At 70.0% G+C, this 25,101-nt stretch carries 24 protein-coding genes; 14 read left to right on the top strand and 10 right to left on the bottom strand.

Annotated features, from left to right (window positions below; all coding sequences use genetic code 11):
• Window positions 1-51 precede the first annotated feature (51 nt).
• The 4 genes from chvE to CRP56_RS13395 all read right to left on the bottom strand — a co-directional run bounded on the left by chvE (window position 52) and on the right by CRP56_RS13395 (window position 4,574).
• The gene (gene chvE / locus CRP56_RS13410; RefSeq protein ID WP_097263682.1) at window positions 52-1,164 is read right to left on the bottom strand and encodes a multiple monosaccharide ABC transporter substrate-binding protein; all 1,113 of its coding nucleotides are present in this window, start codon (window positions 1,162-1,164) and stop codon (window positions 52-54) included.
• A gap of 138 nt (window positions 1,165-1,302) precedes the next feature.
• Window positions 1,303-2,271, bottom strand: a complete 969-nt coding sequence (locus CRP56_RS13405; RefSeq protein WP_079309747.1) for a hypothetical protein — start codon at window positions 2,269-2,271, stop codon at window positions 1,303-1,305.
• 141 nt (window positions 2,272-2,412) lie between these two features.
• Window positions 2,413-3,417 carry a zinc-dependent alcohol dehydrogenase gene (locus CRP56_RS13400; protein WP_097263680.1) on the bottom strand — a complete coding sequence of 335 codons (1,005 nt, stop codon included), beginning with the start codon at window positions 3,415-3,417 and terminating at the stop codon, window positions 2,413-2,415.
• Window positions 3,414-4,574, bottom strand: coding sequence for a mandelate racemase/muconate lactonizing enzyme family protein (locus CRP56_RS13395; RefSeq protein WP_059191553.1), 1,161 nt, complete (start codon window positions 4,572-4,574; stop codon window positions 3,414-3,416). The genes CRP56_RS13400 and CRP56_RS13395 overlap by 4 nt, the downstream gene beginning before the upstream one ends.
• A gap of 288 nt (window positions 4,575-4,862) precedes the next feature.
• Between CRP56_RS13395 and CRP56_RS13390 the strand changes: the two genes are divergently transcribed.
• The 6 genes from CRP56_RS13390 to CRP56_RS13360 all read left to right on the top strand — a co-directional run bounded on the left by CRP56_RS13390 (window position 4,863) and on the right by CRP56_RS13360 (window position 11,946).
• Window positions 4,863-5,882, top strand: coding sequence for a LacI family DNA-binding transcriptional regulator (locus tag CRP56_RS13390; protein WP_097263677.1), 1,020 nt, complete (start codon window positions 4,863-4,865; stop codon window positions 5,880-5,882).
• 132 nt (window positions 5,883-6,014) lie between these two features.
• Entirely contained in the window at window positions 6,015-7,022 is a 1,008-nt protein-coding gene (locus CRP56_RS13385; RefSeq protein ID WP_097263674.1) for an ABC transporter substrate-binding protein, read from the top strand.
• Window positions 7,023-7,158: 136 nt separating this feature from the next.
• Entirely contained in the window at window positions 7,159-8,730 is a 1,572-nt protein-coding gene (locus CRP56_RS13380) for a sugar ABC transporter ATP-binding protein (protein WP_097263672.1), read from the top strand.
• Complete coding sequence (locus CRP56_RS13375; protein WP_097263669.1) at window positions 8,727-9,806, top strand: ABC transporter permease; 1,080 nt, start codon at window positions 8,727-8,729, stop codon at window positions 9,804-9,806. Before CRP56_RS13380 ends, CRP56_RS13375 begins: the two co-directional genes overlap by 4 nt.
• The gene (gene yjfF / locus CRP56_RS13370; protein WP_097263666.1) at window positions 9,806-10,837 is read left to right on the top strand and encodes a galactofuranose ABC transporter, permease protein YjfF; all 1,032 of its coding nucleotides are present in this window, start codon (window positions 9,806-9,808) and stop codon (window positions 10,835-10,837) included. The genes CRP56_RS13375 and yjfF overlap by 1 nt, the downstream gene beginning before the upstream one ends.
• Window positions 10,838-10,983: 146 nt before the next feature.
• Window positions 10,984-11,946: an SCO2400 family protein gene (locus tag CRP56_RS13360; protein ID WP_257040763.1), complete on the top strand. Its 963-nt coding sequence runs from the start codon at window positions 10,984-10,986 to the stop codon at window positions 11,944-11,946.
• A gap of 37 nt (window positions 11,947-11,983) precedes the next feature.
• Here the strand turns inward: CRP56_RS13360 and CRP56_RS13355 are convergent, their stop codons facing one another.
• The gene (locus tag CRP56_RS13355; protein ID WP_097263658.1) at window positions 11,984-12,421 is read right to left on the bottom strand and encodes a MarR family winged helix-turn-helix transcriptional regulator; all 438 of its coding nucleotides are present in this window, start codon (window positions 12,419-12,421) and stop codon (window positions 11,984-11,986) included.
• A gap of 89 nt (window positions 12,422-12,510) precedes the next feature.
• Here CRP56_RS13355 and CRP56_RS13350 point away from each other — a divergent pair, with 89 nt between their 5' ends.
• Both CRP56_RS13350 and CRP56_RS13345 read left to right on the top strand, forming a co-directional pair.
• On the top strand, window positions 12,511-13,509 hold the full coding sequence (locus CRP56_RS13350) for an NADP-dependent oxidoreductase (protein WP_097263655.1): 999 nt from the start codon (window positions 12,511-12,513) through the stop codon (window positions 13,507-13,509).
• A 109-nt stretch (window positions 13,510-13,618) separates the two neighbouring features.
• Window positions 13,619-14,038, top strand: coding sequence for an organic hydroperoxide resistance protein (locus tag CRP56_RS13345; protein ID WP_097263653.1), 420 nt, complete (start codon window positions 13,619-13,621; stop codon window positions 14,036-14,038).
• Window positions 14,039-14,292: 254 nt separating this feature from the next.
• On the opposite strand, the gene CRP56_RS13340 is transcribed toward CRP56_RS13345, so the two are convergent.
• Together CRP56_RS13340 and CRP56_RS13335 are read right to left on the bottom strand one after the other, a co-directional pair.
• Window positions 14,293-15,444, bottom strand: coding sequence for a serine hydrolase domain-containing protein (locus CRP56_RS13340; RefSeq protein WP_097263650.1), 1,152 nt, complete (start codon window positions 15,442-15,444; stop codon window positions 14,293-14,295).
• A complete protein-coding gene (locus CRP56_RS13335) occupies window positions 15,441-17,996 on the bottom strand; it encodes a M14 family zinc carboxypeptidase (RefSeq protein WP_097263647.1) in 2,556 nt (851 codons plus the stop codon). Before CRP56_RS13335 ends, CRP56_RS13340 begins: the two co-directional genes overlap by 4 nt.
• Before the next feature lie 170 nt (window positions 17,997-18,166).
• Here CRP56_RS13335 and CRP56_RS13330 point away from each other — a divergent pair, with 170 nt between their 5' ends.
• Genes CRP56_RS13330 through CRP56_RS13320 form a run of 3 tightly spaced genes read left to right on the top strand, consistent with a single transcriptional unit; the run spans window position 18,167 to window position 20,486 of the window.
• Complete coding sequence (locus CRP56_RS13330; RefSeq protein ID WP_097263644.1) at window positions 18,167-19,030, top strand: hypothetical protein; 864 nt, start codon at window positions 18,167-18,169, stop codon at window positions 19,028-19,030.
• Window positions 19,031-19,089: 59 nt separating this feature from the next.
• On the top strand, window positions 19,090-19,875 hold the full coding sequence (locus tag CRP56_RS13325; protein ID WP_097263642.1) for an EI24 domain-containing protein: 786 nt from the start codon (window positions 19,090-19,092) through the stop codon (window positions 19,873-19,875).
• Window positions 19,872-20,486, top strand: coding sequence for a LysE family translocator (locus tag CRP56_RS13320; RefSeq protein ID WP_097263639.1), 615 nt, complete (start codon window positions 19,872-19,874; stop codon window positions 20,484-20,486). The genes CRP56_RS13325 and CRP56_RS13320 overlap by 4 nt, the downstream gene beginning before the upstream one ends.
• On the opposite strand, the gene CRP56_RS13315 is transcribed toward CRP56_RS13320, so the two are convergent.
• Window positions 20,458-21,699, bottom strand: coding sequence for a pyroglutamyl-peptidase I family protein (locus CRP56_RS13315; RefSeq protein ID WP_097263636.1), 1,242 nt, complete (start codon window positions 21,697-21,699; stop codon window positions 20,458-20,460). The genes CRP56_RS13320 and CRP56_RS13315 overlap by 29 nt on opposite strands.
• 133 nt (window positions 21,700-21,832) lie before the next feature.
• Complete coding sequence (locus CRP56_RS13310) at window positions 21,833-22,804, bottom strand: LysR family transcriptional regulator (protein ID WP_097274003.1); 972 nt, start codon at window positions 22,802-22,804, stop codon at window positions 21,833-21,835.
• A gap of 50 nt (window positions 22,805-22,854) precedes the next feature.
• Here CRP56_RS13310 and CRP56_RS13305 point away from each other — a divergent pair, with 50 nt between their 5' ends.
• Genes CRP56_RS13305 through CRP56_RS13295 form a run of 3 tightly spaced genes read left to right on the top strand, consistent with a single transcriptional unit; the run spans window position 22,855 to window position 24,405 of the window.
• Complete coding sequence (locus CRP56_RS13305; protein WP_097263632.1) at window positions 22,855-23,652, top strand: NAD(P)-dependent oxidoreductase; 798 nt, start codon at window positions 22,855-22,857, stop codon at window positions 23,650-23,652.
• Between the two features lie 8 nt (window positions 23,653-23,660).
• Window positions 23,661-24,050, top strand: coding sequence for a RidA family protein (locus CRP56_RS13300; protein ID WP_097263629.1), 390 nt, complete (start codon window positions 23,661-23,663; stop codon window positions 24,048-24,050).
• A gap of 25 nt (window positions 24,051-24,075) precedes the next feature.
• A complete protein-coding gene (locus CRP56_RS13295) occupies window positions 24,076-24,405 on the top strand; it encodes a YrdB family protein (RefSeq protein WP_097263626.1) in 330 nt (109 codons plus the stop codon).
• A gap of 9 nt (window positions 24,406-24,414) precedes the next feature.
• On the opposite strand, the gene CRP56_RS13290 is transcribed toward CRP56_RS13295, so the two are convergent.
• A complete protein-coding gene (locus CRP56_RS13290) occupies window positions 24,415-24,993 on the bottom strand; it encodes a TetR/AcrR family transcriptional regulator (RefSeq protein ID WP_097263623.1) in 579 nt (192 codons plus the stop codon).
• Window positions 24,994-25,101 lie beyond the last annotated feature (108 nt).

The raw sequence follows: 25,101 nt of genomic DNA, 5'->3' as shown, positions 1-25,101 counted from the left end.
TCTGTCTGTCGCAGACGACTACGGTTACAGCCGACTACAGCCGGGGGCGGGTTACTTGAGCTCACCCTCGGTGTAGTAGCCGCCGTCGACCAGGACCTGCTTGTAGTTGGTCTTGTCGACGCTCACCGGCTTCAGCAGGTAGGCGGGGACGACCTTGGACCCGTTGTCGTAGGTCTTGGTGTCGTTGGTCTCGGGCTTCTTGTCGTTGAGGACCGCGTCCACCATGTTCGCCGCGACCTTGGCGAGCTCACGGGTGTCCTTGTAGACCGTCTGCGTCTGCTCGCCCGCGATGATCGACTTCACGGAGGCCAGCTCGGCGTCCTGACCGGTGAGGACCGGCAGCGGCTTGGCCTTGGTGCCGTAGCCGTCGGACTTCAGCGCGGACAGGATGCCGATGGAGATGCCGTCGTACGGCGAGAGCACCGCGTCGACCCGGCCGGACTTGTAGGAGCCGGTCAGGATGTCGTCCATGCGGCGCTGGGCGGTGGCGCCGTCCCAGCGCAGGGTGGTGACCTTGTTGAGGTCGACCTGGCCGGACTTGACGACGAGCTTCTTGGAGTCGATGTACGGCTTCAGGACGCTCATCGCGCCGTTGAAGAAGTACTTGGTGTTGTTGTCGTCGTTGGAGCCGGCGAACAGCTCGATGTTGAAGGGGCCCTTGCCGCTCGCCAGGCCCAGCTTCTCGACGATGTAGTTGGCCTGGAGCTCGCCGACCTTGGTGTTGTCGAAGGAGGCGTAGTAGTCGACGTTCGGCGTGCCGAGGATCAGGCGGTCGTAGGCGATGACCGGGATGCCGGCGTCCTTGGCCTCCTGGAGGACGTTGTTGAGCGACTTGTTGTCGATCGCGGCGACGATCAGCGCCTTGACGCCCTGGGTGATCAGGTTCTCGATCTGCGAGACCTGCTGGTCGGGCTCGTCCTCGCCGTAGACCAGCTTGGTCTTGTATCCCAGCTTCTGCAGGTTGGTCTCGACGTTCTTGCCGTCGGCGATCCAGCGCTCCGAGGACTTGGTCGGCATCGCGATCCCGATGGTGCCGCCCTTGGCGTCGCCCTTGCTTTCCGCGCTGCCGCCTTCGCTGTCCTGGCCACAGGCGGTCAGGGAGAGGGCGAGGACGGCCGAGGTGGCTATGGCGGAGAGTGCAGCTCTGCGGTTAAGCATGATCATCATCCTTGATGGTCTAGGGGAGTGGCCAGGGCGATCTGCGGAACGAGCGCCTGACTGGTGGTGCGGGGTGGAACCGAGAAGTTGTGTCGGAGTCTGTTCGACTCCGTCGGCTTCTGTGAAGGGGCGTTGTCCGGAACGTTATGCAGGCGTTTCGAATCGCTTCAGCGCGCCCGGCAGTCGCGAGCCGAGCGGCGCCATGGCGCCGTCCGCTCCGTGCCGTGCGAGCAGGTCCAGGGCGAGCCGCCCGCGCCGCACTCTTTCCTTGGCGGTGGACAGCGTGAGCTCGCGCATGTGATGGCCGTAGGGGTAGATCCCCGGGGCCTTCGACAGGCCGAACTTCAGATAGAGCGGGGCGCCGCGCCGGATCAGCTCGGCGACCTCGTACATCCGGACATAGCCGCCGAGATCGTCGGGCGCCTCGATGTACATGTCCATGGGAGCGCCCGACACCCGCCGGATCTCCGTGAGTTGATCGAGCGTCAGGTCGCTGGGCACGTTGATCGAGTCGCCGCCGAGGTTCTCGTAGACGGCGTACGCGGCCGGGTTCACCGGGCCGATCAGCGCCGACACCTTCAGCGTGGTGTCGGCCGGGATGATCCCGGCGACGCGCGCCCGGTGCAGCGTCCACAGCACGCCCTCGTCGGCGACGAGCAGGCACTTCACGCCCAACTCCGTGGCCCGGACGGCGTCTTCGACGCATCCGGCGACCGCGTCGTGGCCGCGGGCGCGCAGCCCGCCGCCCTTGGAGTCGGTGCGGGTGGAGCCGCCGATGTCCCAGGTGCCGCGCGGGCCGGTGAACAGGCAGAGCTCGATGTCGCGTTCGGCGGTCGCCTCGACCATCTCGGTGATCTCGGCGTCGGTGAGCATCCACACGCCGCTGCCCTGGCTGATCCGGTGGATCGGCACGTCGAGCCGCGAGGACTCCTTGAGGACCACCGAGAGGGCCTCGGGGCCTTCCACGGAGGGCACTTCGGTGCGCCAGCGGCCGCCACCGGGGAAGGTGTGCGGGGAGGCGTCGGCCGGGTCGAGGGCGGGAGCGCCCAGGCCGAGCGCGGCGAGCGCCTGCTCACCGGGTCGTCGGGCCGCGCTGGCGGTGGTCTCGGTCACAAGCTGTCCTTCGTGTTCGATATGTCGGACGTGGATCGCGGCTCTGTATGCAACAAGGCTTAAAATAAGGCCAACTGCGTTGGATGTACGCCGGTACGAAGTCGTCAGGTACTCCGTACCGGCGTACGGCTCAAGGGGGTGTCATGGCTTGAGGAGGACCTTGCCGACGGCCGGGTCGCCGGACCCGACCAGCTCGATGGCCCGCGGGAACTCCTCCAGCGGCAGCTCGTGCGTGACGAGCGGCAGCGGATCGAGCAGCCCGGCCCCGAAGACCCGCACCGTGTGCGCCCAGGCGTCCGGCGGCGCCCCGAACACGGTGTGCACCTCCAGCTGCCGTACGACGAGATCGGTGGGGTCCAGTCCGTCCGCGCCCGGCGCCGGGATGCCCGTCAGGACGAGCCGGCCGCCGCGTCTGAGCAGCGAGGCCGCGGTGTTCGCGGCGGACGCCGACCCGGCGGTCTCGATGACGACGTCGAAGTCGCCGGGGAGTTCCTGGTCGCGGGTGCGGAAGTCGGTGGCGCCGAAGGTCTTCGACAGCTCCGCGCGGTCCGGGCGGGTGCCCACCACCAGCAGCTCCGAGGGCGAGCCCGCCCGCAGGAACTGCACCGCGAACATCCCGAGCGTGCCCGTGCCCACCACCGCGACCCGCTCACCGGGCCGCGCGTTCGCCTTCAGCGCGGCGGCCGCGATGCACGCGGCCGGCTCCAGCAGCGCCGCCGCCGTCAGGTCGGCGTCGTCCGGCAGGGCGTGCAGCAGCCGGGCCGGCAGGGTGAGGGTGGCGGCCATGGCGCCGGGCTGGGTGAAGCCCGTCTCCTCGTAGCCGTCCGTGCACAGCGTGGTCTCGCCCGCGTGGCAGCGGTCGCAGACCTGGCAGTTGCGGAAGCCCTCGCCGACCACCTTGCGGCCGACCAGTGACGCCGGCACCCCGGAGCCCACGGCCTCGACCACCCCGGACCACTCGTGGCCCGGGGTGAGCGGGTAACGGACGTACCCCTCGGGCCGGTTGCCCTGGTACACCTCGCGGTCGCTGCCACAGATGCCGACCGCGTGGACGCGGACCAGGGCCTCGCCGGCACCGGGTGCACGCGGGGTGTGCGCGACGAGCTCGTGCTCGCCGGGCGCCCCGATGACGACCGCGCTGCTCACTGCTCGGTGCCCTTCGGCTTGCGCTGCTCCCAGCCCTCGGCCCACAGGTCGAAGCGGGCCTGCTGCTGCGGGAACTCGGCGGCGGCGTCGACGTCCAGCTCGACCCCGAGACCCGGCTCGTGCGACAGCTCGAAGTAGCCGTCCACGACCTGCGGGGCGCCCTTGACGACCTTCTTGATCTCCGCGTCGGCGAAGTCGTTGAAGTGCTCCAGGATCTTGAAGTTCGGCGCGGTGAAGCCGACCTGGAGGGAGGCGGCGGTCAGCACCGGACCGCCCACGTTGTGCGGGGCGACCAGCATGTAGTGGGTCTCGGCGGTCGCGGCCAGCTTGCGGGTCTCCCAGATGCCGCCGATGTGGCCGACGTCGGGCTGGATGATGTCCACGGCCTGGCTCTCGAAGAGCTCGCGGAACTCGATCCGGTCGTGGATGCGCTCACCGGTGGCGACCGGCATGTCGACCTTGGCGGCGACCTTCTCCAGCGCCTTCAGGTTCTCCGGCGGCACCGGCTCCTCCAGCCACGCGGGCTTGAAGGGCGCGAGGTCCTTGGCGAGGCGGACGGCGGTGGCGGGGGAGAAGCGGCCGTGCATCTCCAGCATCAGCTCGGCGTCCGGACCGATGGCGTCCCGGACGGCCTCGATGAGCGAGACGGCGTACAGGCTCTGCTCGTGGTCGAGCTCGAAGTGGCCGGTGCCGAAGGGGTCGATCTTGAGGGCCTTGTAACCGCGCTCCATGACGCCCTGGGCGGCCTTGTGGTAGGCCTCCGGGGTGCGCTCGGTGGTGTACCAGCCGTTGGCGTAGGCCTTGACCTTGTCGGTGACCTTGCCGCCGAGCAGCTGCCAGACCGGGACGCCGAGGGCCTTGCCCTTGATGTCCCAGCAGGCCATCTCGATCACGGCGATGCCGGACATCACGATCTCGCCCGCACGGCCGTAGTCGCCGTACTTCATCCGCTTGACCAGATCCTCGACAGCGAACGGGTCCGACCCGAGAATGTGGTTGGTCTTCGCCTCGTGCAGATAGCCGAGCAGGGCGTCGGTGTGGCCCAGCATGCGGGTCTCGCCGACTCCGGTGAGTCCCTCGTCGGTGTGCACCTGGACGTAGGTCAGGTTGCGCCATGGCGTCCCGACCACGTGCGTGCTGATTCCCGTGATGCGCACGTCAGCTACTCCCTAGGCTCTCAAGCTGTTGTTCGAAATTTCGGCTCACGTTCGAAATGCTGGCCCGACGGTAAGGACGTCTCGGGCGGGGTGTCAATGGGTCGGAGGGTCGAACGCCGTAACGGTCTTGGTGACGTGCACATCCGTCCGGGATCTCAACTCCTGCAGCCTGCGGCGTTATTCAACCGTGACGACTTCCCTGATGCAGCCCTCTTGACCGCCGCGAATTGTTAGCGCTCACAATGTGCCTCGCATTCAATCGATCGCTGACCGCCGGGAGGTGCGGCCGTGAACCACTTAGAGCTCCGGCCGCCCACCATGGCCGACGTGGCACGCCTGGCCGGCGTGTCGCACCAGACCGTCTCCCGTGTCCTGGGTGATCACCCCAACGTGCGGGAGGAGACCCGGGCCAAGGTGCTCCGCGCCATCGAGGAGATGGGCTACCGCCGCAACTCCTCGGCACGGGCCCTGGCCACCCGCCGCACCCGCACCCTGGGTGTGGTCGCCGCCAACACCACGCTCTACGGCCCGGCCAGCACGCTGTTCGCGCTGGAGGACGCGGCACGGGCGGCGGGGTACACCGTCTCGACGGTCAGCCTGCACAAGCTGGCGAAGGAAACCCTCTCCGAGGCGCTCGACCACCTCAGCGAGGGCGGCGTGGAGGGGGTGATCGCCCTCGCCCCGCAACGCTCGGCGGTCGAGGCCCTCGCCGAACTCCGCCACCCCTTCCCGGTGGTGGTCGTCGGCACCGGCTCCGGCGCCGAGATCCCCAGCGTCAACGTCGACCAGCAGCTCGGCGCCCGGCTCGCCACCGGTCATCTGCTGGCCGCGGGCCACCGCACGGTCTGGCATCTCGCCGGACCCGAGGACTGGCAGGAGGCGGCCGACCGGGTCACCGGCTGGCGGGACACCCTCGAAGCGGCGGGCGTCGAGCCGCCGAAGCCGCTGCGAGGGGACTGGAGTCCACTGTCGGGCTACCGTGCGGGCCAGCAACTGGCCGGCTGGGTGGGCCGCGGACTCACCGCCGTCTTCGTCGCCAACGACCAGATGGCACTGGGGGTGTTGCGGGCCCTGCGGGAAGCGGGGGTGCGCACGCCCCAGGACGTCGCGATCGTCGGCTTCGACGACATCCCGGAGTCCGAGTTCTTCGCTCCACCGCTCACCACCGTCCGGCAGGACTTCGCGACGGTGGGCAAGCACAGCATCGCCCTGCTGCTGGACCTCATCGAGGGCCGGGCCCCGTCCGGGACGCCCGGAGTCGCCATCGAGCCGCATCTCGTGGTCCGGGCCAGCACCGCTCCCGACTGACATGCACCGACCAGCTAATTCGTACACCAGTGTGACCGATATTTCGAATAATGATCGACAGGCTGGACGCAGGGCAGTCGGTCCCACGAGTACAGCGGTCCTCCCCGGACCGGCTCTTCAAAGGAGAAGAACATGCTCAACAGAAGGAACTTCCTCACTGCGGCGATCGGCGTGGCGGCGGCCGGCACCCTGGCGGCCTGCGCCAAGGAGGACGACAGCTCCGGCGACTCCGCGGGAAGCGGCGGCGGCAAGAAGATCGTCCTCGGCTTCTCGCAGGTCGGCTCCGAGAGCGGCTGGCGCACCGCCAACAGTGAGTCGGTGAAGTCCGCGGCCAAGGACGCGGGCTACACCCTGAAGTTCTCCGACGCCCAGCAGAAGCAGGAGAACCAGATCTCCGCGATCCGCAGCTACATCGCGCAGAAGGTCGACGTCATCGCCTTCTCGCCGGTGGTCGTCACGGGCTGGGACGCCGTGCTCAAGGAGGCCAAGGCCGCGAAGATCCCGGTGGTCCTCACCGACCGCTCCGTCGAGACCTCCGACGACTCCCTGTACGTCACCCTGGTCGGCTCCGACTTCACCGACGAGGGCCGCCGCGCCGCCAGGATGCTCGAGAAGGTCATCACGAAGGCCGGCCTCAAGGGCAACGTCAAGATCGCCCAGCTGGAGGGCACCACCGGTGCCGCCCCCGCCATCGAGCGCGCCAAGGGCTTCAAGGAGGTCATGGACGCCGAGCACAAGGACGACTGGAAGATCGTCGTCAGCCAGACCGGTGACTTCACCCGCGCCGGCGGCAAGCAGGTCATGGCGGCCTTCCTGCAGTCCAACCCGGACATCAACGTGCTCTTCGCGCACAACGACGACATGGCCATCGGCGCCATCCAGTCCATCGAGGCGGCCGGCAAGAAGCCCGGCAAGGACATCCTCATCGTCTCGATCGACGGCGTGAAGGACGGCTTCGTCGCCATGTCCGAGGGCAAGATCAACGGCATCGTCGAGTGCAACCCGCTCCTCGGCCCCCAGCTGATGGAGGTCGTCAAGACGGTCCACGAGGGCGGCAAGGTCGAGCGCTGGATCAAGACCAAGGAGGGCGACTTCCTCCAGGACCAGGCGAAGGCCGCGCTCCCGACCCGCAAGTACTGACCGACCGCACGCACCGGTGGGGAGCCCCTGGCGGGCCGGGCACAGCCCGGCCCCGGCGGGGCTCCCCGCGGGGGACCGGCCCACCGCAGTACAGAACTGCCGTGCGCCTGAACCGATTTCATGGAGGAGCGCTGCCATGGCAGAGCCGCAGCCCGTCCTGGAGATGACGGGCATAGTCAAGGAATTTCCGGGGGTAAGGGCTCTGTCGGGCGTCGACTTCCGGCTCTTCCCCGGCGAGATCCACGCCCTGATGGGCGAGAACGGGGCCGGGAAATCCACCCTGATCAAGGTGCTGACCGGGGTCTACACCCTGGACGGCGGCACCATCACCCTCGACGGCAGGGCCGTGCGGATCGGCAGCCCGCTGCAGGCGCAGCAGGCCGGCATCAGCACCGTCTACCAGGAGGTCAACCTCTGCCCCAACCTGTCGGTGGCGGAGAACATCTTCATCGGCCGTGAACCCACCCGGGCCGGCCGCATCCAGTGGAAGCGGATGCGCAAGGAAGCCGCGGAGATGGTCGACCGCCTCGGCCTCGACATCGACGTCACCGCGCCGCTCGCCTCCTACCCGCTCGCGGTGCAGCAACTGGTCGCGATCGTACGGTCGGTGGGCCACGGCGACAGCGACGGCTCGGGCTCCGGCACCAAGGTCCTCGTCCTGGACGAGCCGACCTCCAGCCTCGACCGCGACGAGGTCCTCGAACTCTTCCGCCTGATGCGGCGGTTGCGCGACGAGGGCGTGGCGATCCTCTTCGTCTCCCACTTCCTCGACCAGATCTACGAGATCTGCGACCGCATGACGGTCCTGCGCAACGGCACCCTCGTCGGCGAGCACCTGGTCCGCGACCTCGACCAGGTCCGGCTCATCGAGCTGATGATCGGCAAGGCCCTGGACCAGCTGGAGGAGCTGCACGACCACCAGCTCCACGCGGACGTCGGCGAACCGCTCCTCACCGCGGAGGGCCTCGGCCGCACCGGCGGCATCGAACCCTTCGACCTCGACATCAAGAAGGGCGAAGTCGTCGGCCTCGCGGGCCTGTTGGGGTCCGGCCGCACCGAACTGGCCCGGCTCCTGTTCGGCGCCGACCAGCCCGACGCCGGCAAGGTCACCATCGGCGGCAAGCAGGTCTCGATGAGCGCCCCCAACGACGCCATCGGCGCCGGCGTCGCGTTCTGCTCCGAGAACCGCAAGACCGAGGGCCTGGTCCCCGACCTCACCGTCCGCGAGAACATCATCCTCGCCCTCCAGGCGGCCCGCGGCTGGACCCGCCCCATCCCGACGGCCCAGCGCGACGAACTCGTCGCCAAGTACATCAAGGCCCTCGACATCCGGCCCGCCAACCCCGAAGCCAGGGTGGGCCAGTTGAGCGGCGGCAACCAGCAGAAGGTGCTCCTCGCCCGCTGGCTCATCACCCAGCCCAAGCTGCTGATCCTCGACGAGCCCACCCGCGGCATCGACATCGGCGCCAAGACCGAGATCCAGAAACTGGTGGTCTCCCTCTCCGAGGACGGCATGTCCGTCCTCTACATCGCGGCCGAGCTGGAGGAGGTCCTCCGCCTCAGCCACACCATCGGAGTCCTGCGTGACCGCAAGTTGGTCGCCCGGCTCACCAACGGCCCGGAGATCACCCCCAGCAAGATCCTCGAAACCATCGCCAGTGGCGAGCAGAGCCTCGTCGGCGGCGCGCAGAGCGGAGAACAGCAGTGACCACCACCAACCGCTGGCGAGCACTGACACGCCACAACCTCTTCTGGCCGGTCGTGGTCCTGGTGGCCCTGCTGCTCGTCAACATCCCCTTCACACCCGACTTCTTCGCCATCCACATGACGGACGGCCACCTCTACGGCAGCCTCGTCTCCATCGTCCTGTTCGGCTCGCCCCTGATCCTGGTGGCGGTCGGCATGACCCTGGTCATCGCCACCGGCGGCATCGACCTCTCCGTCGGCGCGGTCGTCGCCATCACCGGCGCGCTGACCTGCTCGTACATCAGCGACCGCAAGGACCAGGACGCGCTGGCCGGAGTCCTGCTGGCGATGGGCCTCGGCCTGGTGGCGGCCGTCGTCTGCGGTCTGTGGAACGGCTTCCTGGTGGCCCGGATGGGCATCCAGCCGATCATCGCGACCCTCATCATCATGGTCGCGGGCCGCGGTGTCGCCCAGCTGATCACCGACGGCCAGATCATCACCATCAACAGCGAGCCGTACAAGCTGATCGGCGGCGGCTACTGGCTGACCCTGCCGTTCTCCATCTTCGTGGTCGCCGCGGTCGTCGCCGTCACCGTCGCCCTGACCCGCCGCACCGCCCTCGGCCTGCTCGTCGAGTCGGTCGGCGGCAACGCCGAGGCCAGCCGCCTGGTCGGCATCCGGTCGATGCGCATCAAGATCATGGTGTACGTCTTCTGCGCCCTGTGCGCCGGCATCGCGGGCCTGATGATCAGCTCCAACACCTCGGCCGCCGACGGCAACAACGCCGGCCTGTGGATCGAGCTCGACGCCATCCTCGCGGTCGTCATCGGCGGCACGTCACTGCTCGGCGGCCGCTTCTCCATCGGCGGCACGGTGGTCGGCGCCCTCGTCATCCAGACCCTGACGACCACCATCTACACGATCGGCGTCCCCACCCAGACCAACCTGGTCTTCAAGGCCGCCGTCGTCATCGTCGTCTGCCTGCTCCAGTCCCCGAAGTTCCGCGCCAAGGTCTTCGGCGCCCGCGCCAAGACCCCGGCCCCGGCGACGCCGCCCGCGGCCCCCGCCGAGCCCGCTGCCAAGATGGAGGTGTCGTGATGAGTGCGACCACCCAGACCCCCACGACACCCGACAAGCTCGAAGGCCGTACGCCGTCCAGGGCGGCGCGGCTGCTGGGCGACCGCCGTATGCCCGTCCTGGTCACGGCCGCCCTGTTCCTCGCGATGTACATCGCCGGACTCAGCCGCTACCAGAACTACGGCTTCGGCGACTCGCAGGTCTTCCTCAACCTGTTCATCGACAACAGCTACCTCCTGGTCGCCGCCGTCGGCGCCACCTTCGTCATCCTGTCCGGCGGCATCGACCTGTCCGTCGGCTCGGTGATCGGCTTCACCACCATGCTCACCGCCTGGCTGGTCCAGGACGTCGGCCTGCCGCTGCTGGTCGTGATCCCCATATCCCTGGGCGTGGGCGCGTTCGGCGGCTTCCTCATGGGCTATGTGATCCACAACTTCGAGATCCAGCCGTTCATCGTGACGCTGGCGGGGTTGTTCCTGTTCCGCGGCCTGTGCCTGGTCATCAGCAAGGAGTCGATCGCGATCAACGACTCCGCGGTGAGCAGCCTCGCCGAGACCCGGGTCTCCCTGGGCCTGGGCGATCTGTCGATCGGCGCCCTGGTGGCTCTTGTTGTTCTGGCGGCGGCTTTTTACCTCCTCCATTACACCCGCTTCGGCCGCCGTATCTACGCCATCGGCGGCAACGAGCAGTCGGCCCTCCTCATGGGCCTCCCGCTGGGCGGCACGAAGATCGCGGTCTACACGATGAGCGGCTTCTGCTCCGCGCTCGCCGGCCTTCTCTTCATGCTCTACATCCAGTCCGGCGACCCGCTGCACGCGGTCGGCATGGAACTCGACGCGATCGCCGCGGTGGTCATCGGCGGCACGCTGCTCACGGGCGGCTCCGGCTATGTCCTCGGCACCCTGTTCGGCGTCCTCGTCCTCGGCCTCATCAAGAGCATCATCCAGTTCGAGGGCACGCTCAGCTCCTGGTGGACGAAGATCGCCACCGGTGTGCTGCTCTGCGCGTTCATTCTGATCCAGCGCGTGATGACGACCCGCAAGAAAGCCTGAACGGCCCGGAAGGCAACCGGTTTCGGCGAGTTGGGGACGGATGGGCGGATCCTCCTCAACTCGCCGCGTCGGAACGACCAGTTCCACACAATCTTCACAGCCGCCTCTAGGAACCCTCCCTACAAGGAACTTAATCTTCCCGCGTCATGGACTACTGCCTCCCGTGCCGACGGCACCTCAACGGCGCCCTCGCCTGTCCGGGGTGCGGTACCCCAGTCGAAGAGCTGCGCGCGTACGCCGCCGAGCCCCGCGTCCCCGCCCAGTACCAGCCGCAGCAGACGCAGACGCAGCAGATGCAGGCCCAGCAGTACGTGCCGCAGCAGGTGGGTGGCGGGGCGTACGAGGCGTACGAGCCGTATGACGGTGGTGGCTCCGCGGATGCCTACGGGGGTGCCCCCGAGGCCTCCTCGCACGAAGAGCCCGACGAGCGGACCGAGGAGACGCCGGAGGAGACGTCCGAGGTCGTGGTCGGCGGCCGGGCGGCACGGCGCCGGGCGCAGGGGCGCCGCGGACGGGCCGTACCGCGGGAGGAGTCGGAGGGTCCGGAGGGGTCAGAGGAGTACGACGACTCCGAGGACCTCGAGTACGACGACGAGGACGCCGACGACACCCAGGGCGGCGCCAGTCGGCGTGACCGCAAGGCCGCGGCGCACCGCCGCAGACGCCGCCGGGTCCTCCTGGTCGCCGCGGGCTTCGTGCTGGCCGCCGGTGGACTGAGCCTCGCCGAACTCGGCATGGACGCCCCGGGCTCGCACCCCACCCCGGCCGCGGCGGGCGACGAGTCGGCGGACGGCGCGGCGTCGGCGGACGCGAGCACGCCGGCCGAGCCGCTGGACGACACGAACGGAACCGCTCCCTCGGCCTCGGCCTCCGCGGACGCCTCCGCGTCTCCGTCCGCCTCGGCGTCGAAGGACGACAAGGACAAGGACGGCAAGGACAAGGACGCCCAGTCCGCGACCGCCACGGCCCCGGTCGTCCCGCCCCCGAACGCGTCGACGTCCCCGGCCGCCTCCGCGACCCCGACCGCCGACCCGACGTCGAGCCAGCCGACCGCGCAGCCGTCGCCGACGGAGAGTGAGTGCGAGCGGTTCTTGTGGTGGTGCACCTGAGAGGCCTGCCCTGGAGGGGGCAACTGCAGCACGCCGCTTAGGAGTTCAGCATTCGTCGCAGCAAGTCCCGCAGCGACTCCCGCTCCTCGTCCGACAGTCCGGCCAGCGGCGCGCGGGCGAACCGCAGTTCCTCGCGCAGGCTCCGGGCCACCTCCCGGCCCTCGTCCGTCACCGCCGCCACCTTCACGCGCCGGTCCGCGGGGTCCGGCCGCCGCTCCACGAGCCCTCGCGTCTCCAGCCGGTCCACGATCCCGGTGACGTTCGACGGCTCGCACTTCAGCTTCTGGGCCAGCTTCCGCATGGGTAGCGGCTCCAGCGACAGCAGGCTCAGCAGCCGTGCCTGGGCGCCGGTGAGCGCGTGGTCGCCGGCGGCCTCCTCGTAGTCCTCGTAGAAGCGCGCCACGACGTCACCGATCAGCTCGACGACTTCCATGGTCAGCGCGTCTGGGCGACGGGTCTTGGGTGGGGTGGCCATGGTCCGAGACTACCTCCATTACTTGACAACATGAAATATTCAGGAGCATGGTTGTTTCAGGTACTGAAGTAAATCGGAAAGGCTCTGTCATGATCAACCGCGAGTGGCACCTGCTCAGCCGTCCCGTCGGCTGGCCGAAGCCCGAGGACTTCGCCCTGGTCGAGACCGAGGTGAAGCAGCCGGGTGAGGGACAGGTGCTGGTCCGGAACAAGTACCTGTCGGTGGACCCGTACATGCGGGGCCGGATGTCGGCCGCCAAGTCGTACGTCGCCCCCTTCGAGCTCGGCAAGGTCATGCAGGGCGGCGCGGTCGGCGAGGTCATCGCCTCCGGCGCCGAGGGCATCGCGGTCGGCGACCACGTCCTGCACTTCGGCGGCTGGCGCGAGTACGCCACCTTCGACGCCGCGCAGGCCGTCAAGGTCGACCCCGACGCCGCGCCCCTCTCCACCTACCTCGGCGTCCTCGGCATGACCGGCCTCACCGCCTACGCGGGTCTGCTGCGCACGGCGTCCTTCAAGGAGGGCGACAGCGTCTTCGTGTCCGGCGCGGCCGGTGCGGTCGGCAGCCAGGTCGGCCAGATCGCCAAGCTCAAGGGCGCCTCGCGGGTCATCGGCTCGGCCGGCTCCGACGAGAAGGTCAAGCTGCTGGTGGAGGAGTACGGCTTCGACGCCGCGTTCAACTACAAGAACGGGCCGGTGAGCGAGCAGCTGCGGGCCGCGGCGCCGGACGGGGTCGACGTGTACTTCGACAACGTGGGCGGCGACCACCTGGAGGCGGCGATCGGCTCGCTGAACCAGGGCGGCCGGATCGCGATCTGCGGCATGATCTCCGTCTACAACAACACCGAGCCGGCTCCTGGCCCGAGGAACCTCGCCCGTCTGATCCAGACCCGCGGGCGCATCGAGGGCCTGCTGGTCGGCGACCACTACGACCTCCAGCCGCAGTTCGTCTCCGAGGTCGGCCCGTGGGTGGCGTCCGGTGCGCTCAAGTACCGCGAGACGGTCGTCGAGGGCATCGAGAACAACCTGGAGGCGTTCCTCGGGGTTCTGCGGGGCGACAACGTCGGGAAGATGGTCGTCAAGCTCTGACGCCTTAAGCTCTGACACCTTCTGCTTGTTTCCGGTATGCGGTAACTTCTTTCCGAAACCGTCGTCGATCGTGGGCGCGAGTCGCGGCGGACCTAGGAGGAAGTACCGCATGTCCATCCAGCAGTCCGACGTCCTGTACACCGCCGTCGCCACCGCCGAGAACGGTCGCGACGGCCGCGTCGCCACCGAGGACGGCCGCCTCGACGTCGTCGTGAACCCGCCGAAGGAAATGGGCGGCAGCGGCGAGGGCACCAACCCCGAGCAGCTCTTCGCCGCCGGGTACAGCGCCTGCTTCCAGGGTGCGCTCGGGGTCGTGGCCCGGCAGGCCAAGGCCGACATCAGCGGCTCGACCGTGACCGCGAAGGTGGGGATCGGGAAGAACGACGACGGGTTCGGGATCATCGTGGAGATCTCGGCGCACATTCCCAACGTGGACGCCGCTACGGGGCGGGCGCTGTTGGAGCAGGCCCACCAGGTGTGCCCGTACTCGAAGGCTACGCGGGGCAACATCAGCGTGACGCTGGTCTGAGGCGCTCGTTCACATCACGGAGGCCGCACCCTTGGACGTGGGGTGCGGCCTTTTGTGTGTGGGGGCGTTTTGTGTTCGGGGCGTTGAGAAGGCGCCTTCTGCAGTTCGGTCCGCTGAGAAGGTGCCTCCCACAGTTGGCGTGCCGAATATCTGGGTCGGTCGCCTTCGGGGCGCTCTCAGCCCTACGGCTCCCTCCCGGCCGGTGGCCCGCAGACAGTTGGTGTTGGTGGGCCTGTGCTGTGGGTTGGTGGGCTCTAGGTGGCCAGGGCTGCTGTGTGTACCGCTCTGACCAGGGCGTTGTTCTCTGGGGCTGCTCCGCCTGGGAAGGCCAGCCGTCTGCGGGTGTAGCCGTAGGCCAAGCCGCTGCGGGGGTCGGCGAAGCCCTGGGAGCCTGCTGCGCCGCTGTGGCCGAAGGCGCCGGCGCCCAGGAAGGGGTGCCAGGTGTCGGCCGTGGCCTGGAAGCCGAGGCCGTAGGAGCGGTGGGCGCGGGCGATCAGGTCGTAGCCGATGGAGTGGATCTGGCCGACCTCGGCGATCGTGTCCGGCTTGAGGAGGGGTGGGCGGTCGTTGAGTTCGCTGATCGCCGCCGCGTACATTCCGGCGATGCCTCTGGCCGCGGCCACTCCGCCTGCCGACGCCGGGCCCTTGGCGCGTACCTCGCGGGAGTTGGCGTAGTCGACGAGGCCGACGGTTTCCGGGGCGTGCGCGTTGAACGCGATCGAGGTCAAGGTGTGCGGGCCCTGGGGGGACCCGTCGATGAGGGACTGCTGTTCGGGGGTGGGGAGCATCGGCTGGACCGGGCGGTAGCGGGGTTCGTGGGCCGCCGGGAGGCCCAGGTGGAAGTCGAGCGCGTAGGGGGCGCGGATTCGTTCTTCCCACAGGTCCTGGATCGTGCGGCCCGTGGCTCGGCGGACCACCTCGCCGGTCAGGGCGCCTATGACCAGCGCGTGGTAGCCGAAGGCCGTGCCGGGGCGCCAGAACGGGCGCTGGTCGGCGAGGCGTTCGGCGATCACGCGGTCGTCGGCCATCTCGGCGCGCGAGAAGCCCGCGTCCAGGCCGACCAGGCCCGCGCGGTGCGCGAGCAGGTCGCGGAGGGTGAGGGCGCCCTTGCCCTCTGCCGCGAACTCCGGCCAGTAGTAGGTCACCTTGCGGTCGAGTTCGAGCGTGCCGTCCTGGACCAGGAGCGCCACCACTAGGTGCGCGGCGCCCTTCGTCGAGGAGAAGACGGCGTGGAGGGAGTCCGCCTCGTTGCCGTCGCCGGTCCACAGGTCGACGACCCTGCGGCCGTGCACATAGGCGCACAACTGGCCCTCGTAGTCGGGGCGTTCACCGGACACGAAGGCGGCGAACTCCTCGCGCACCACCTCGAAGCCGTCGGCGACGGTGCCGTGGATCTCCTGCGTCATCCGCTCTCCTTGACTGCTGCCATGCTGAACAATGCCCGTGCCACCTGCGGGAATTCACCCTTCGGGTGGTCCCGGAAGAGAGGCTCGGTGCCGAAGAGGACCGCGTGCGGACCGCTGATCACCGAGGGCCGGCCGGCCGCGGCGGACGGACCGCCGGTGCCGTCCTCCAACGGGCGCCAGTGCCCGGAGAGCAAGGGGTTGCCGGCCGCGTACGACTGCTCCACGCGGACCTGCGGCCCGAGGTCGGTGAACCAGACGGGCGCGTACACGAAACCGTAACCCGGGGTGCCGGTGGTGATCGGTCCCGCGTTCACCATGCGGACCACGCCGTTCGCGTCCCCGTTGCCCTCGACCGGCTTCGCCGCCAGGAGGCCGGTGGCCGTGCTCAGTTCGGCTCCGCCGATCCCGCGTCCCACCAGGCCGTGGCCGGAGGTGGGCGAGAGGAATGTGTCGAGGGCCTTGCGGGCGGGGGCCGTGAGGTCCGTGTACTCCAGGCCCGTCGACACCATCAGTACGTCCGTCGTCGACCAGTCGTAGCCCGCGTTGAGGATGTCCGTCGACACCGGTGTGACCTCGAAGTTCATCTCGCGCAGGGCGAAGAGCTCACCCGGGGTGACCGCGGCGGCCACGCGGGTGCGGTGGAGAGGGGTGCCGCCGGTGCGGCGGGTGGCGTCGAAGGTGACGTCGTGGGTGCGGGCGAGGGCCGTGGCCTTCGCGCGGGCCGACGCCGGGACGATCGCGGTGCCGCCGTCCGCCGTGGCGCGTACCGGAACATCCTGCTGGAGGAGGGAGTTGAGGGCCGCGATCGCCGCCGGGTCGTCCAGGCGCAGGCTCAGGTCGCCGTGCGGGGCGACCCGGCCGACGTCCGTGGCCTCCTGTACGGAGCGGAGGGGGAGGCCTGTGAGCTTTCCTGTCGGTACGGCCGTCACCTCGGCGCCCCACAGCCTGCCCAGGCTCCAGCCCGAGATGTCGTACATCACCGACACCTTGTCGCTGATGTCCCGGCCGTCCGCCAGCAGGACGTTCGCGAGGCCGCGTTTGGGCTGGTGCATGTCGACGACGTACGAACCCTTCGCGTATGTGCGGCCGGAGAGGCGGAAGGCCTTGGTGGCGCGGGTGACCCGGATGTCGTTGGCCAGGAGGTGGTTCACGAGGCGGGTGGCGGCCGTCTTGCCGGCGGGGATCACGTAGGCGCGGGGGAAGGTGGTCGTGTAGACGTCCTCCGGGCCGATGCCGGGGACGCCCGGGACCGTCTTCTCGGACACCGGGACTTGCGCGGCACCCGCCGCCCCGCGTCGGAAGACCTCGATCTGGTCGGCGATGAGTGAGGTGCGGCGCGTCTGTACGAAGTCGAGTGTGGCTCGGATCGCGGCGCCCGCCACGGCCGTGTTGACGGTCGAGCGGCGGCGGAGTTCCTCGACGGGGAGGTTCGTGTAGGCCGCGTTGTTCACCTGGAGCGGGATCTCTACGGTGTGTGCGGCGACCGTGCCGTGGAAGGCCGCGTACTGCGGTGTGAAGATCGGCGGCCAGTCGTCCCAGCCCTCCTGCTGGTCCCGGAACGGGATCTGGACCGGCTCCACGCCGTCCTTCGCGGGTGTGTAGCCGAGGCCGTTGACGGCGGCCTCCATGCCGAGGGCGTTGGCGTAGGTGTTCTTCAGGAAGAGGTCGTACTCGTAGTTCTCGCCGTGCGGGGGAGTGGTGGGCTCGATGAGGGTGCCGTTGACGTACCCGTGCAGGTCGAGCATCACGGCCGGCTGCTTGTCGATCTCGATCTGCCGCATGGCCCGTGTCTCGGGCTGGGAGGCGGTGACGAAGTCCCGGTTCAGGTCGAAGCCGTTGGCGTTCGCGCGGGTGCCGGCGATGCGGCCGTCGGGGTTGGCGGTGATGTTGAAGTACAGGCGGGAGTGGGCGAGGAGGTCCGTCGTGCGTGTGTCCTTGGCGGTGGCGAGCTGCTCGATGAGCTTGAGGGAGGCGTCGGTGCCCTCCCACTCGTTGCCGTGGATGTTGTTGTTGAAGAAGACGGGGGCCTTGTAACTCGCCTTGATCTCGGCCGACCTGGCGGCTGCGGCGGGCGCGTTCTCGATGAGGTCGCGCATCCGTTCCTGGGCGCGGGCCTGGCGGGTGGTCTCCGGGGCGGTGACGGTGACCAGGTAGAGGCGGTGCCCGCCCGCCGACTTGCCCGTCACCTCGACGCTCACCCGGTCGCCGAGGGCCTGGATGGCGTTCAGTTTCGGGGCGATCGCGTGGTACGGGGTGAGGCCCAGCTTGAGGGACTTGTCGGCGGGGTTCTCGGGGTCGGGGGTGAGCACCTGCTCGCGCGGATAGCCGGTGACCGCCGGGCGGCCGGTGGGGGCGTCGGTGGCGAGGGCGCGGGCGGCGGCGTTCGCGGGGGTCCGGGCGGCGCCCCGGTCGAGGGCGGGCTCGTGACGGGTGGGGGCGGGCTTGGGGTCCGCGCCCGCCGAGTGCGGGGTGAGGAGCAGGGACCCCGCCGTGGTCAGGGCGAGGGTGGCGATCAGTACGGGTCTCGCAGGGGTGGGGCTCGTGGTGCGCACGGGTCGTACCTCCTCCGGGAGCTTCCTGAGATCGGTACGGCGACATGTACCTGTTCGACTCAACCGGAACAAGAGGGAGTTGGTGTCACGGATGCCCCGGATGGCGCATCCCGTCGCCCCCGGACGGGGCATGCTGAAGGCGAACGAGCCGAGGACGAGGAGAGCCACCCATGGCAACCATCCCTTCGCTCCCCAGCAGGGACGACGTGCTGCGCATGGCCCGCAGCACGACGGACATCACCGGCCAACTCCTGGACACCGCGGGCAACATCACCCGGATAGCGATCAACACCTTCGACCCCAGAGACGGTTCCGGCCAGGAGGTGCTCCGGGTCCTGCGGCAGACCACCGCCGAACTGGCCGAGGCCAGCGCCTCGCCCCAGGCGCAGGAGGCGTTCTACCGCATCGTCGACACCCTCACCCGCCTCGGCACCAGCGGGGCGCCGCTGGCCGTGCACCCGGTCAGCCAGCCGGCCCAGGCCCTCCTCACCGCGCTGGGCGACAGCCTGCTGCCGGTGCTGGACGCGGTGGAACCGGCGGTGGAGGAGTTCGCCACGGCCCTGGGCGACCTGGTGGAGGCCATGTCCCCGCTGCTCCCCGCCACGGCGGGCCTCGCGGCCGGCACCCTGCTCGCCCTCACCCCGCTGATCCGCTCGGCGGCGGAGGTCCTGCGCGACTCGTCCCCCGAACTGCGCCGCATCGCCGACGCGTTGACGGCCGCGCTGACCCCGCTGATGCCGCTCCAGGTGGCCCTCGCGGAACGCGCGGCCGGGGCGGGCGCGGGCGTCGTGAGAGCCTCCCTCCAGCCCCTCGCCGACCTCACGGAGGCGGCAGCCGCGACGGCCAAGTCGGCCGGGCCGGTGCTGGTGGCGGGCGAGGAACTGCTGGTGGCCGGCCTCGAACACCTCCAGCCGCTCCTGCTGGCCGCCGCCTCCCGCGCGGGCCGGGTGGCCCGGGCGGCGGCGGTACGGGTGTCCGCCGCGGTGAGCCCGGCGGCGGAACCGGGGGTGGTGGTGTCGGTGGCGGCCGTGTGAGCGGCAGGGTGGTGGCCACGGCCCCGACCCCCGCCCCGGTCGCCCGATAGAGTGCGGCCATGCGCGATCTTGGGGTGGGGTTCACGTACCTCCTGAAGGGCCAGCGGTGGGTGGCCCGGCACGGCAAGCAGTACGAGTTCGGGCTGATCCCGGGGCTCATCACCCTCGTCCTCTACGGGGCTGCCCTGGTGTCGCTCGCGATCTGGGGCGACGACTTCGTCACCTGGGCGACACCGTTCGCCGACGACTGGTCGAGCCCCTGGCTGGGGCTCTTCCGCGGCTTCCTCGCCGTGGTGCTGTGGGCGCTCGCCCTGCTCCTCGCGGTCCTCACCTTCACCGCGGTCACGCTGCTGATAGGCCAGCCGTTCTACGAGAGCCTGTCGGAGAAGGTCGACCGTGACGTCTCCCCGGACGGCACCGCCCCCGAGTCGAACCTCCCGCTCTGGCGGGAGCTGTGGATCTCGGCGCGGGACAGCCTCAGGATCCTTTTCCGCGCGCTGCTGTGGGGCGTCCTGCTCTTCGGCCTCGGCTTCATCCCGTTCGTCGGGCAGACGGTCGTCCCCGTCATCGGCTTCTTCGTCACCGGCTTCTTCCTCACCGAGGAACTCGTCGCCGTCGCGATGCAGCGCCGTGGCGTCGAACTCCGCGACCGGCTCGCCCTGCTCCGCTCCCGCAAGACCCTGGTCTGGGGCTTCGGCACGCCCCTGGGCCTGGCCTTCCTGGTCCCGTTCGTCGCGGTGTTCCTGATGCCGGGCGCGGTCGCGGGCGCCACCCTCATGGCCCGCGAACTGCTGGGCGAGGACACGCTGGACGACTCCGCCGACGCAGAGGAAGTCACCTCATGACCGAGATACTCGCCGTCGCCGTCATCACCGTCCTGGCCGTCATCGCCCCCGGCGCCGACTTCGCCATGGTCGTCCGCAACAGCTACCTCCACGGCCGCCGCACCGGCCTCCTCGCCGCGACCGGCGTCGCCGCGGGCGTCCTGGTCCACGTCACCTACACGATGCTCGGCGTGGGCCTGCTGATCGCCTCCTCCACCTTCCTGTTCACGATCATCAAGCTGGTCGGCGCGGCCTACCTCGTCTACATCGGCGTCCGCACCTTCCGCGCCCGGGGCGAGGTCGAGGTCGACCTGGAGACCAAGTCGGACCTCACCCCGCTCCAGGCCCTGCGCTCCGGCTTCCTCACCAACGTCCTCAACCCCAAGACGACCCTCTTCGTCGTCTCGACCTTCGCCCAGGTCGTCAGCCCCGGCACCCCGGTCTACCAGCAGGTGGGCTACGGCCTGTTCATGTCGCTGGCCCACCTGCTGTGGTTCGGCGTCGTCGCGGTCTTCTTCTCGCACGACCGGATGCGCACCCTGATGCTGCGCGGCCAGAAGGTCCTCAACAAGGTGATCGGTTCGGTCCTGGCCGGCCTCGGCATCAGCCTCGCGTTCGCTCCGTCGCACTAGCCTCGACGGCGACCGTCAGGATCGCCTTCACCTGCGCGATGATGTCGAGCCGGTTCGCCACGAACTCCGGGTCGGTCACCTCGGTCGTGTTCCCGGCCCCGAACTCGAGGACGGGCGTGTGCACATGGCCCCCCGGCAGCCGGTCGTGCAGCCCGAGCCGGTCCCGCAACAGCGTGGCGCGGTAGGCGATCTCGTTGGAGAGATAGTTCCCGCCGCCCCCGGCCCGGGCGGTCGACCCCTCCGTAGGCCCGTCCGGGCGGACGACGGGATCGGTCGCCCCGGCCGGTATCTCGGTCACGCTCGTGTTGTCGTAGACGGGGAACCGGCCGGTGGCGGCGGCCACGATCGCCTTGTACGGCAAGGTCGTCGTCGTCCACTGCGGCTGCGAGGCCGGATCGGCGACCGGCACGGTCTCCGTCCGGCTCACGTTCTCGTTGTCCGGGAACCCGCCCCGCCAGGCCCCGTTGGTCCGCTCGACGTCGAACCGCCCGACCCGCCCCTGGCTGACGGTCGTGAACAGGTCGACCTTCTTCAGATACGGCCGCAGCGTCCGCTCCACCGTGCCGTCCGCGAAGTCCCGCCAACGCACCGGGAACACGGCCGTCTCCACCCGCGCCGGCCCGTCCGCCGTCTCGATCACCGTCCCGTCGAGCGCGAGCGCGGTCGCCCCGGACGGGTTGGAGATCCGGATGTCCCGATCGAGCGTGAACGGATCGAACCCGGTGACGAGCACCCGCTTGTGGGGGCCCTTGGGGTAGTGGATATCGGTCTGCCCGCGCGACGTCCGCTCCAACTGATCCAGCAGGGAGGCCCGTTGTGCCTCACTGAGCCCGAACTCCGGCTCCCAGCCCCGTACCTCCTTGGTCATCCCCAACCGAGCCCAGTACAGCGGCCGATCATCGTCCCGACTCAGATCCCCACCCGCGGGCCCCCGCCCCTGCGCCCGCTCGACGGCCCGCTCCCACAGCGCCGACCCTTCGCGCACGACGATCCGGCGGGCCTGCGCATAGCTGTTCGCCGAGCCGAGCGCCCGCGCGAACTCCGGTGCCACGGAGTCGAATCCGGACCGCCGGAGAATCTCCTGCGGCACCGCGCCGCCGAGCCGCTGCTCCTCGACGGTGGCGGTGGCCGCCCGTGCTGGATGCGGGGCGACCGTTAGCCCGGCCACCAGGGCGAATCCGAGAACACCGATGCGAACACGTAGGGAAGTCACGGGAGTTCAGCCTCCGTATGGTGTGGGGGAGTGGCCTGAGTATCGCGTGACGGAAGTGGTCTACGCCATGGGATCAACGCCCCTAAGGGGCGCGGGGAACTGCGCGACCAGCCCCCACCGGCCCGCAGCCAGTTCACAGCCCCCCGCCCCCCACAACAATCCGCCCCGCCCCCTCCCGCAACGCCAACACAAACGCCTCCACCACCGGCGCCACCACCCGCCCCCGAACCGTCGCCGCATACACCGCCCGCGCCGGCCCCCCTCCATCCCGCACCGGCACCAGGACGACATCCGACCGCACCGACCCCGCCGCCAGCGCCGGCACCAGCGTCACCCCCAACCCCGCCGCCACATACCCCTGCTTAGCCGTCCACTCGGCGACAACATGAGCCACCCGCGGCCGGAACCCCTCCCGAAGGGCCGCGTCCAGCAGCGTCCCCTCCGGACGCGCGCTCCCCGAGATCCAGTCCGCGTCGGCGAACCGACCGAGCCGTACCGGCCCGCCGCCCGCCAGCGGATGGTCGACGGGCACGGCGACGTACAGAGACTCGTCGAGGAGATGATGAAGGTCGTACGACTCCAACGGCGGACGGCCCGTCGTCGAGACGACCGCCAGGTCCAGATGGCCGGTGGCCAGCCGGTCCAGGAGCCTCGGGGTGAGGCCCTCCTCGCGGGTGACCCGCACCTTCGGATGCCGGGCCCGGAACGCGGCCAGCGCCTGCGGCACCAGCGCCGCGTCGGCCGTCGCGAACGCCCCGAACCGCAGCCGCCCGCCCGCGAGTTCCCGCAGGTCGGTGAGCTCACGCCCGGCTCCGCGCAGCGCCTCGGCGACGGTCTCGGCGTACGGCACGAGGACGCGGCCGGCCTCGGTGAGCCGTACGCCCCTCGGCAGCCGGTCGAAGAGTGGGGCCCCGCCCAGGGCCGACTCCAGCGAGGAGATCTGCCGGGACACCGCGGACTGGGTCCAGCCGAGGCTGCGCGCGGCGACCGTGAAGGACCCCTGCCGGGCGACTTCCAGGAACGCCCGCAGCCAGACGGTCGAGAGATCGAGCGTCTCGAATTCATGCGACCCGTGCGAGCCATGCGAGTTCGGCATGACAGCCATGCTAGACATTCGCTTGTCGCATCCGTCGGGCGCCGCATAGCGTCGTCGTCATGGAGCACATCGCATTCCTGGGCCTCGGGCACATGGGCGCCCCCATGGCCCGCCGACTCCTCGCCGCCGGCCATCCGTTGACCGTCTGGAACCGCACCGCCGAGAAGGCCGAGCCCCTCGTCGCCGAGGGAGCCGTCGCGGTCGCGTCGCCCGCCGACGCCGTACGGGACGCCGACGTCGTGATCACGATGCTCGCCGGGCCGGAGGCGCTGGACGCGGTCACGGAGGTCATCGCGTCTGCCCTGCGTCCCGGCACTCACTGGATCGAGATGTCCACCGTCGGGCCCGACGCCGTACGCCAACTCGACCGGTTCACCGGGGTCTCCGTCGTCGACGCGCCTGTCATGGGGAGCACCGACAGGGCCGCCGCGGGCACGCTCGGCATCCTCGCGGGCGGTGACCCGGCCCCCGTCGAGCATGTCCTCGCCCACCTCGGCACCGTCACCCGCACCGGGCCGCTCGGCTCCGGCGCCGCGCTCAAGCTCGTCGTCAACTCGGCCGTCATCGGCGGGATCGCGGTCGTGGCGGAGGCGCTGCGGCTCGCCGACGCCCTCGGTCTGGACGGGGAGACGGCCCGCGCGGCCCTCGCCCACAGTCCGCTCGGGGGCGCCGTCGCCCGCGCCTTCGCGGAGGGCGTCCACTTCGACACGGCGCTCGCGGTGAAGGACCTCGACCTGGCGACGAAGGCCGCCGAACTGCCCGTGGCCGAGGCCGCGTTGGCGCACTACCGGCGAGTCGCCGAACCCGGCGCCGACATCTCCGTCGCCGCCGCCCGCATCCGTACCACCGACCGCTGAAGGAACCCGTGAAGATCACCCTCGGCAACCCGGCCTCCGCGCCCCAGCCCCTGAGCCCCTACTACTCCCAGGTCGCCCGCGTCGAACAGGCCGACGGCAGTGCCCTGTTGTTCCTCTCCGGCCAGATCGCCGAGGGCGACACCCTCGCCGAGCAGAGCCGGGGTGTCTTCGAGACCATCGACGCGCTGCTGACGGCGCACGGCGCGACGCTCGCCGACGTCATCAACATCCGCACCTATCTGACGGACATCGGCCGCCTCGCCGAATACGGCGCCGTACGACGGGAGTTCCTCACCGGCACCCCGCCCACCAGCATGACCTTCGAGGTGCCGCGGCTGTTCCGGGAGGAGGCCCAGATCGAGGTGGAGGTCGTCGCCGCGGTGCCCGCACCGAAGTGATCGCTTACGGGTGATACTGCCTCCCATGAAGGCGACGAACCTGGGCGTGCTCTTCCTGATCGAACTGGGCGCGCTCGCGGCCGTCGGCTACTGGGGCTTCACCCTTGCCGTGACGACCCCGCTCACCTGGCTGTTCGGCCTCGGCGCCCCGGCCGTGCTCATCGTGCTGTGGTCGTGCTTCGGGTCGCCGAAGGCCCCGTACAAGACCCGCGGCGCGGCCCGTGTCGGCTTCGAACTGCTCTGGTTCGGGGCGGGAGTTGCCGCGCTGTTCGCCGCCGGGGCGGTGGGCTGGGCCGTGGCCTTCGCCGTCGTGTGCGTGGTGAGCAAGGCCCTCGCCGTCATCTGGCGCCAGTAGCCGGGAGGTTCAGCTCTCCTCGCCCAGCAGCGTGAGGAAGTCCCGGAAGGCGCCCGGCATGTCCACCGACTCCGGGTCCAGCAGCCACTGGTACTGAAGTCCGTCCATCACCGCCACCAGCAGCGGTGCCGTGCGCTCGGGGGTGAGCCCGTTCGGCAGCCGGTCGCCGTACTCGGTGCGCAGCACCGCCGCCATGTTCTCGCGCACCTTCGCGTAGCGCTCGGTGAAGTAGCCGCGCGCCGGGTGCCCTTCGGTGACGCTCTCGCCGAGCAGCGCCGAGAAGGTCTGGATGATGCCGGGCCGCATCGCGTTGTACTCCACCAGCGAGACCAGCAGATCGACCCGCCACTGGGTGTCCGGCACCGCGTCCCACTGGTCCCGCTCGGTGAGCACCGCGACGAGCAGGGCGTCCTTGGTCGGGAAGTAGTGCAGCAGCCCCTGCTGGGTCAGCCCGACCCGCTCGGCGACCGCGGCCAGGCTCGCCCCCCGGTAACCGCGCTCGGCGATCACCTCCAGCGCCGCCCGCACGATCTCCGCGCGCCGCGCGTCGCTCCTGACCCTGGCGTTCATGAGCTCACCGTACGGCATGACCGTACGGCGAAAATAACGTAGAGATAACGAAACCTACCGGTCTACAGGTGACGGGTGCACGATGGGAGGACCGCGGGATGCACGGTCCCGCGGACCTCGCAGCCC

It is taken from the genome of Streptomyces sp. TLI_55, assembly GCF_900206255.1.
GTDB classification, from domain to species: Bacteria; Actinomycetota; Actinomycetes; order Streptomycetales; family Streptomycetaceae; genus Streptomyces; species Streptomyces aquilus.
Note: the sequence above shows the minus strand (reverse complement) of the source record. Positions and strands in the feature narration are given on the sequence as shown.

Coding starts and splice junctions, on each gene's coding strand:
- chvE (WP_097263682.1), bottom strand. CDS start 1,164: ATGATCATGCTTAACCGCAGAGCTGCACTCTCCGCCATAGCCACCTCG.
- CRP56_RS13385 (WP_097263674.1), top strand. CDS start 6,015: ATGCTCAACAGAAGGAACTTCCTCACTGCGGCGATCGGCGTGGCGGCG.
- CRP56_RS13380 (WP_097263672.1), top strand. CDS start 7,159: ATGGCAGAGCCGCAGCCCGTCCTGGAGATGACGGGCATAGTCAAGGAA.
- yjfF (WP_097263666.1), top strand. CDS start 9,806: ATGAGTGCGACCACCCAGACCCCCACGACACCCGACAAGCTCGAAGGC.
- CRP56_RS13360 (WP_257040763.1), top strand. CDS start 10,984: ATGGACTACTGCCTCCCGTGCCGACGGCACCTCAACGGCGCCCTCGCC.
- CRP56_RS13355 (WP_097263658.1), bottom strand. CDS start 12,421: ATGGCCACCCCACCCAAGACCCGTCGCCCAGACGCGCTGACCATGGAA.
- CRP56_RS13350 (WP_097263655.1), top strand. CDS start 12,511: ATGATCAACCGCGAGTGGCACCTGCTCAGCCGTCCCGTCGGCTGGCCG.
- CRP56_RS13345 (WP_097263653.1), top strand. CDS start 13,619: ATGTCCATCCAGCAGTCCGACGTCCTGTACACCGCCGTCGCCACCGCC.
- CRP56_RS13340 (WP_097263650.1), bottom strand. CDS start 15,444: ATGACGCAGGAGATCCACGGCACCGTCGCCGACGGCTTCGAGGTGGTG.
- CRP56_RS13330 (WP_097263644.1), top strand. CDS start 18,167: ATGGCAACCATCCCTTCGCTCCCCAGCAGGGACGACGTGCTGCGCATG.
- CRP56_RS13325 (WP_097263642.1), top strand. CDS start 19,090: ATGCGCGATCTTGGGGTGGGGTTCACGTACCTCCTGAAGGGCCAGCGG.
- CRP56_RS13320 (WP_097263639.1), top strand. CDS start 19,872: ATGACCGAGATACTCGCCGTCGCCGTCATCACCGTCCTGGCCGTCATC.
- CRP56_RS13310 (WP_097274003.1), bottom strand. CDS start 22,804: ATGGCTGTCATGCCGAACTCGCATGGCTCGCACGGGTCGCATGAATTC.
- CRP56_RS13305 (WP_097263632.1), top strand. CDS start 22,855: ATGGAGCACATCGCATTCCTGGGCCTCGGGCACATGGGCGCCCCCATG.
- CRP56_RS13295 (WP_097263626.1), top strand. CDS start 24,076: ATGAAGGCGACGAACCTGGGCGTGCTCTTCCTGATCGAACTGGGCGCG.
- CRP56_RS13290 (WP_097263623.1), bottom strand. CDS start 24,993: ATGCCGTACGGTGAGCTCATGAACGCCAGGGTCAGGAGCGACGCGCGG.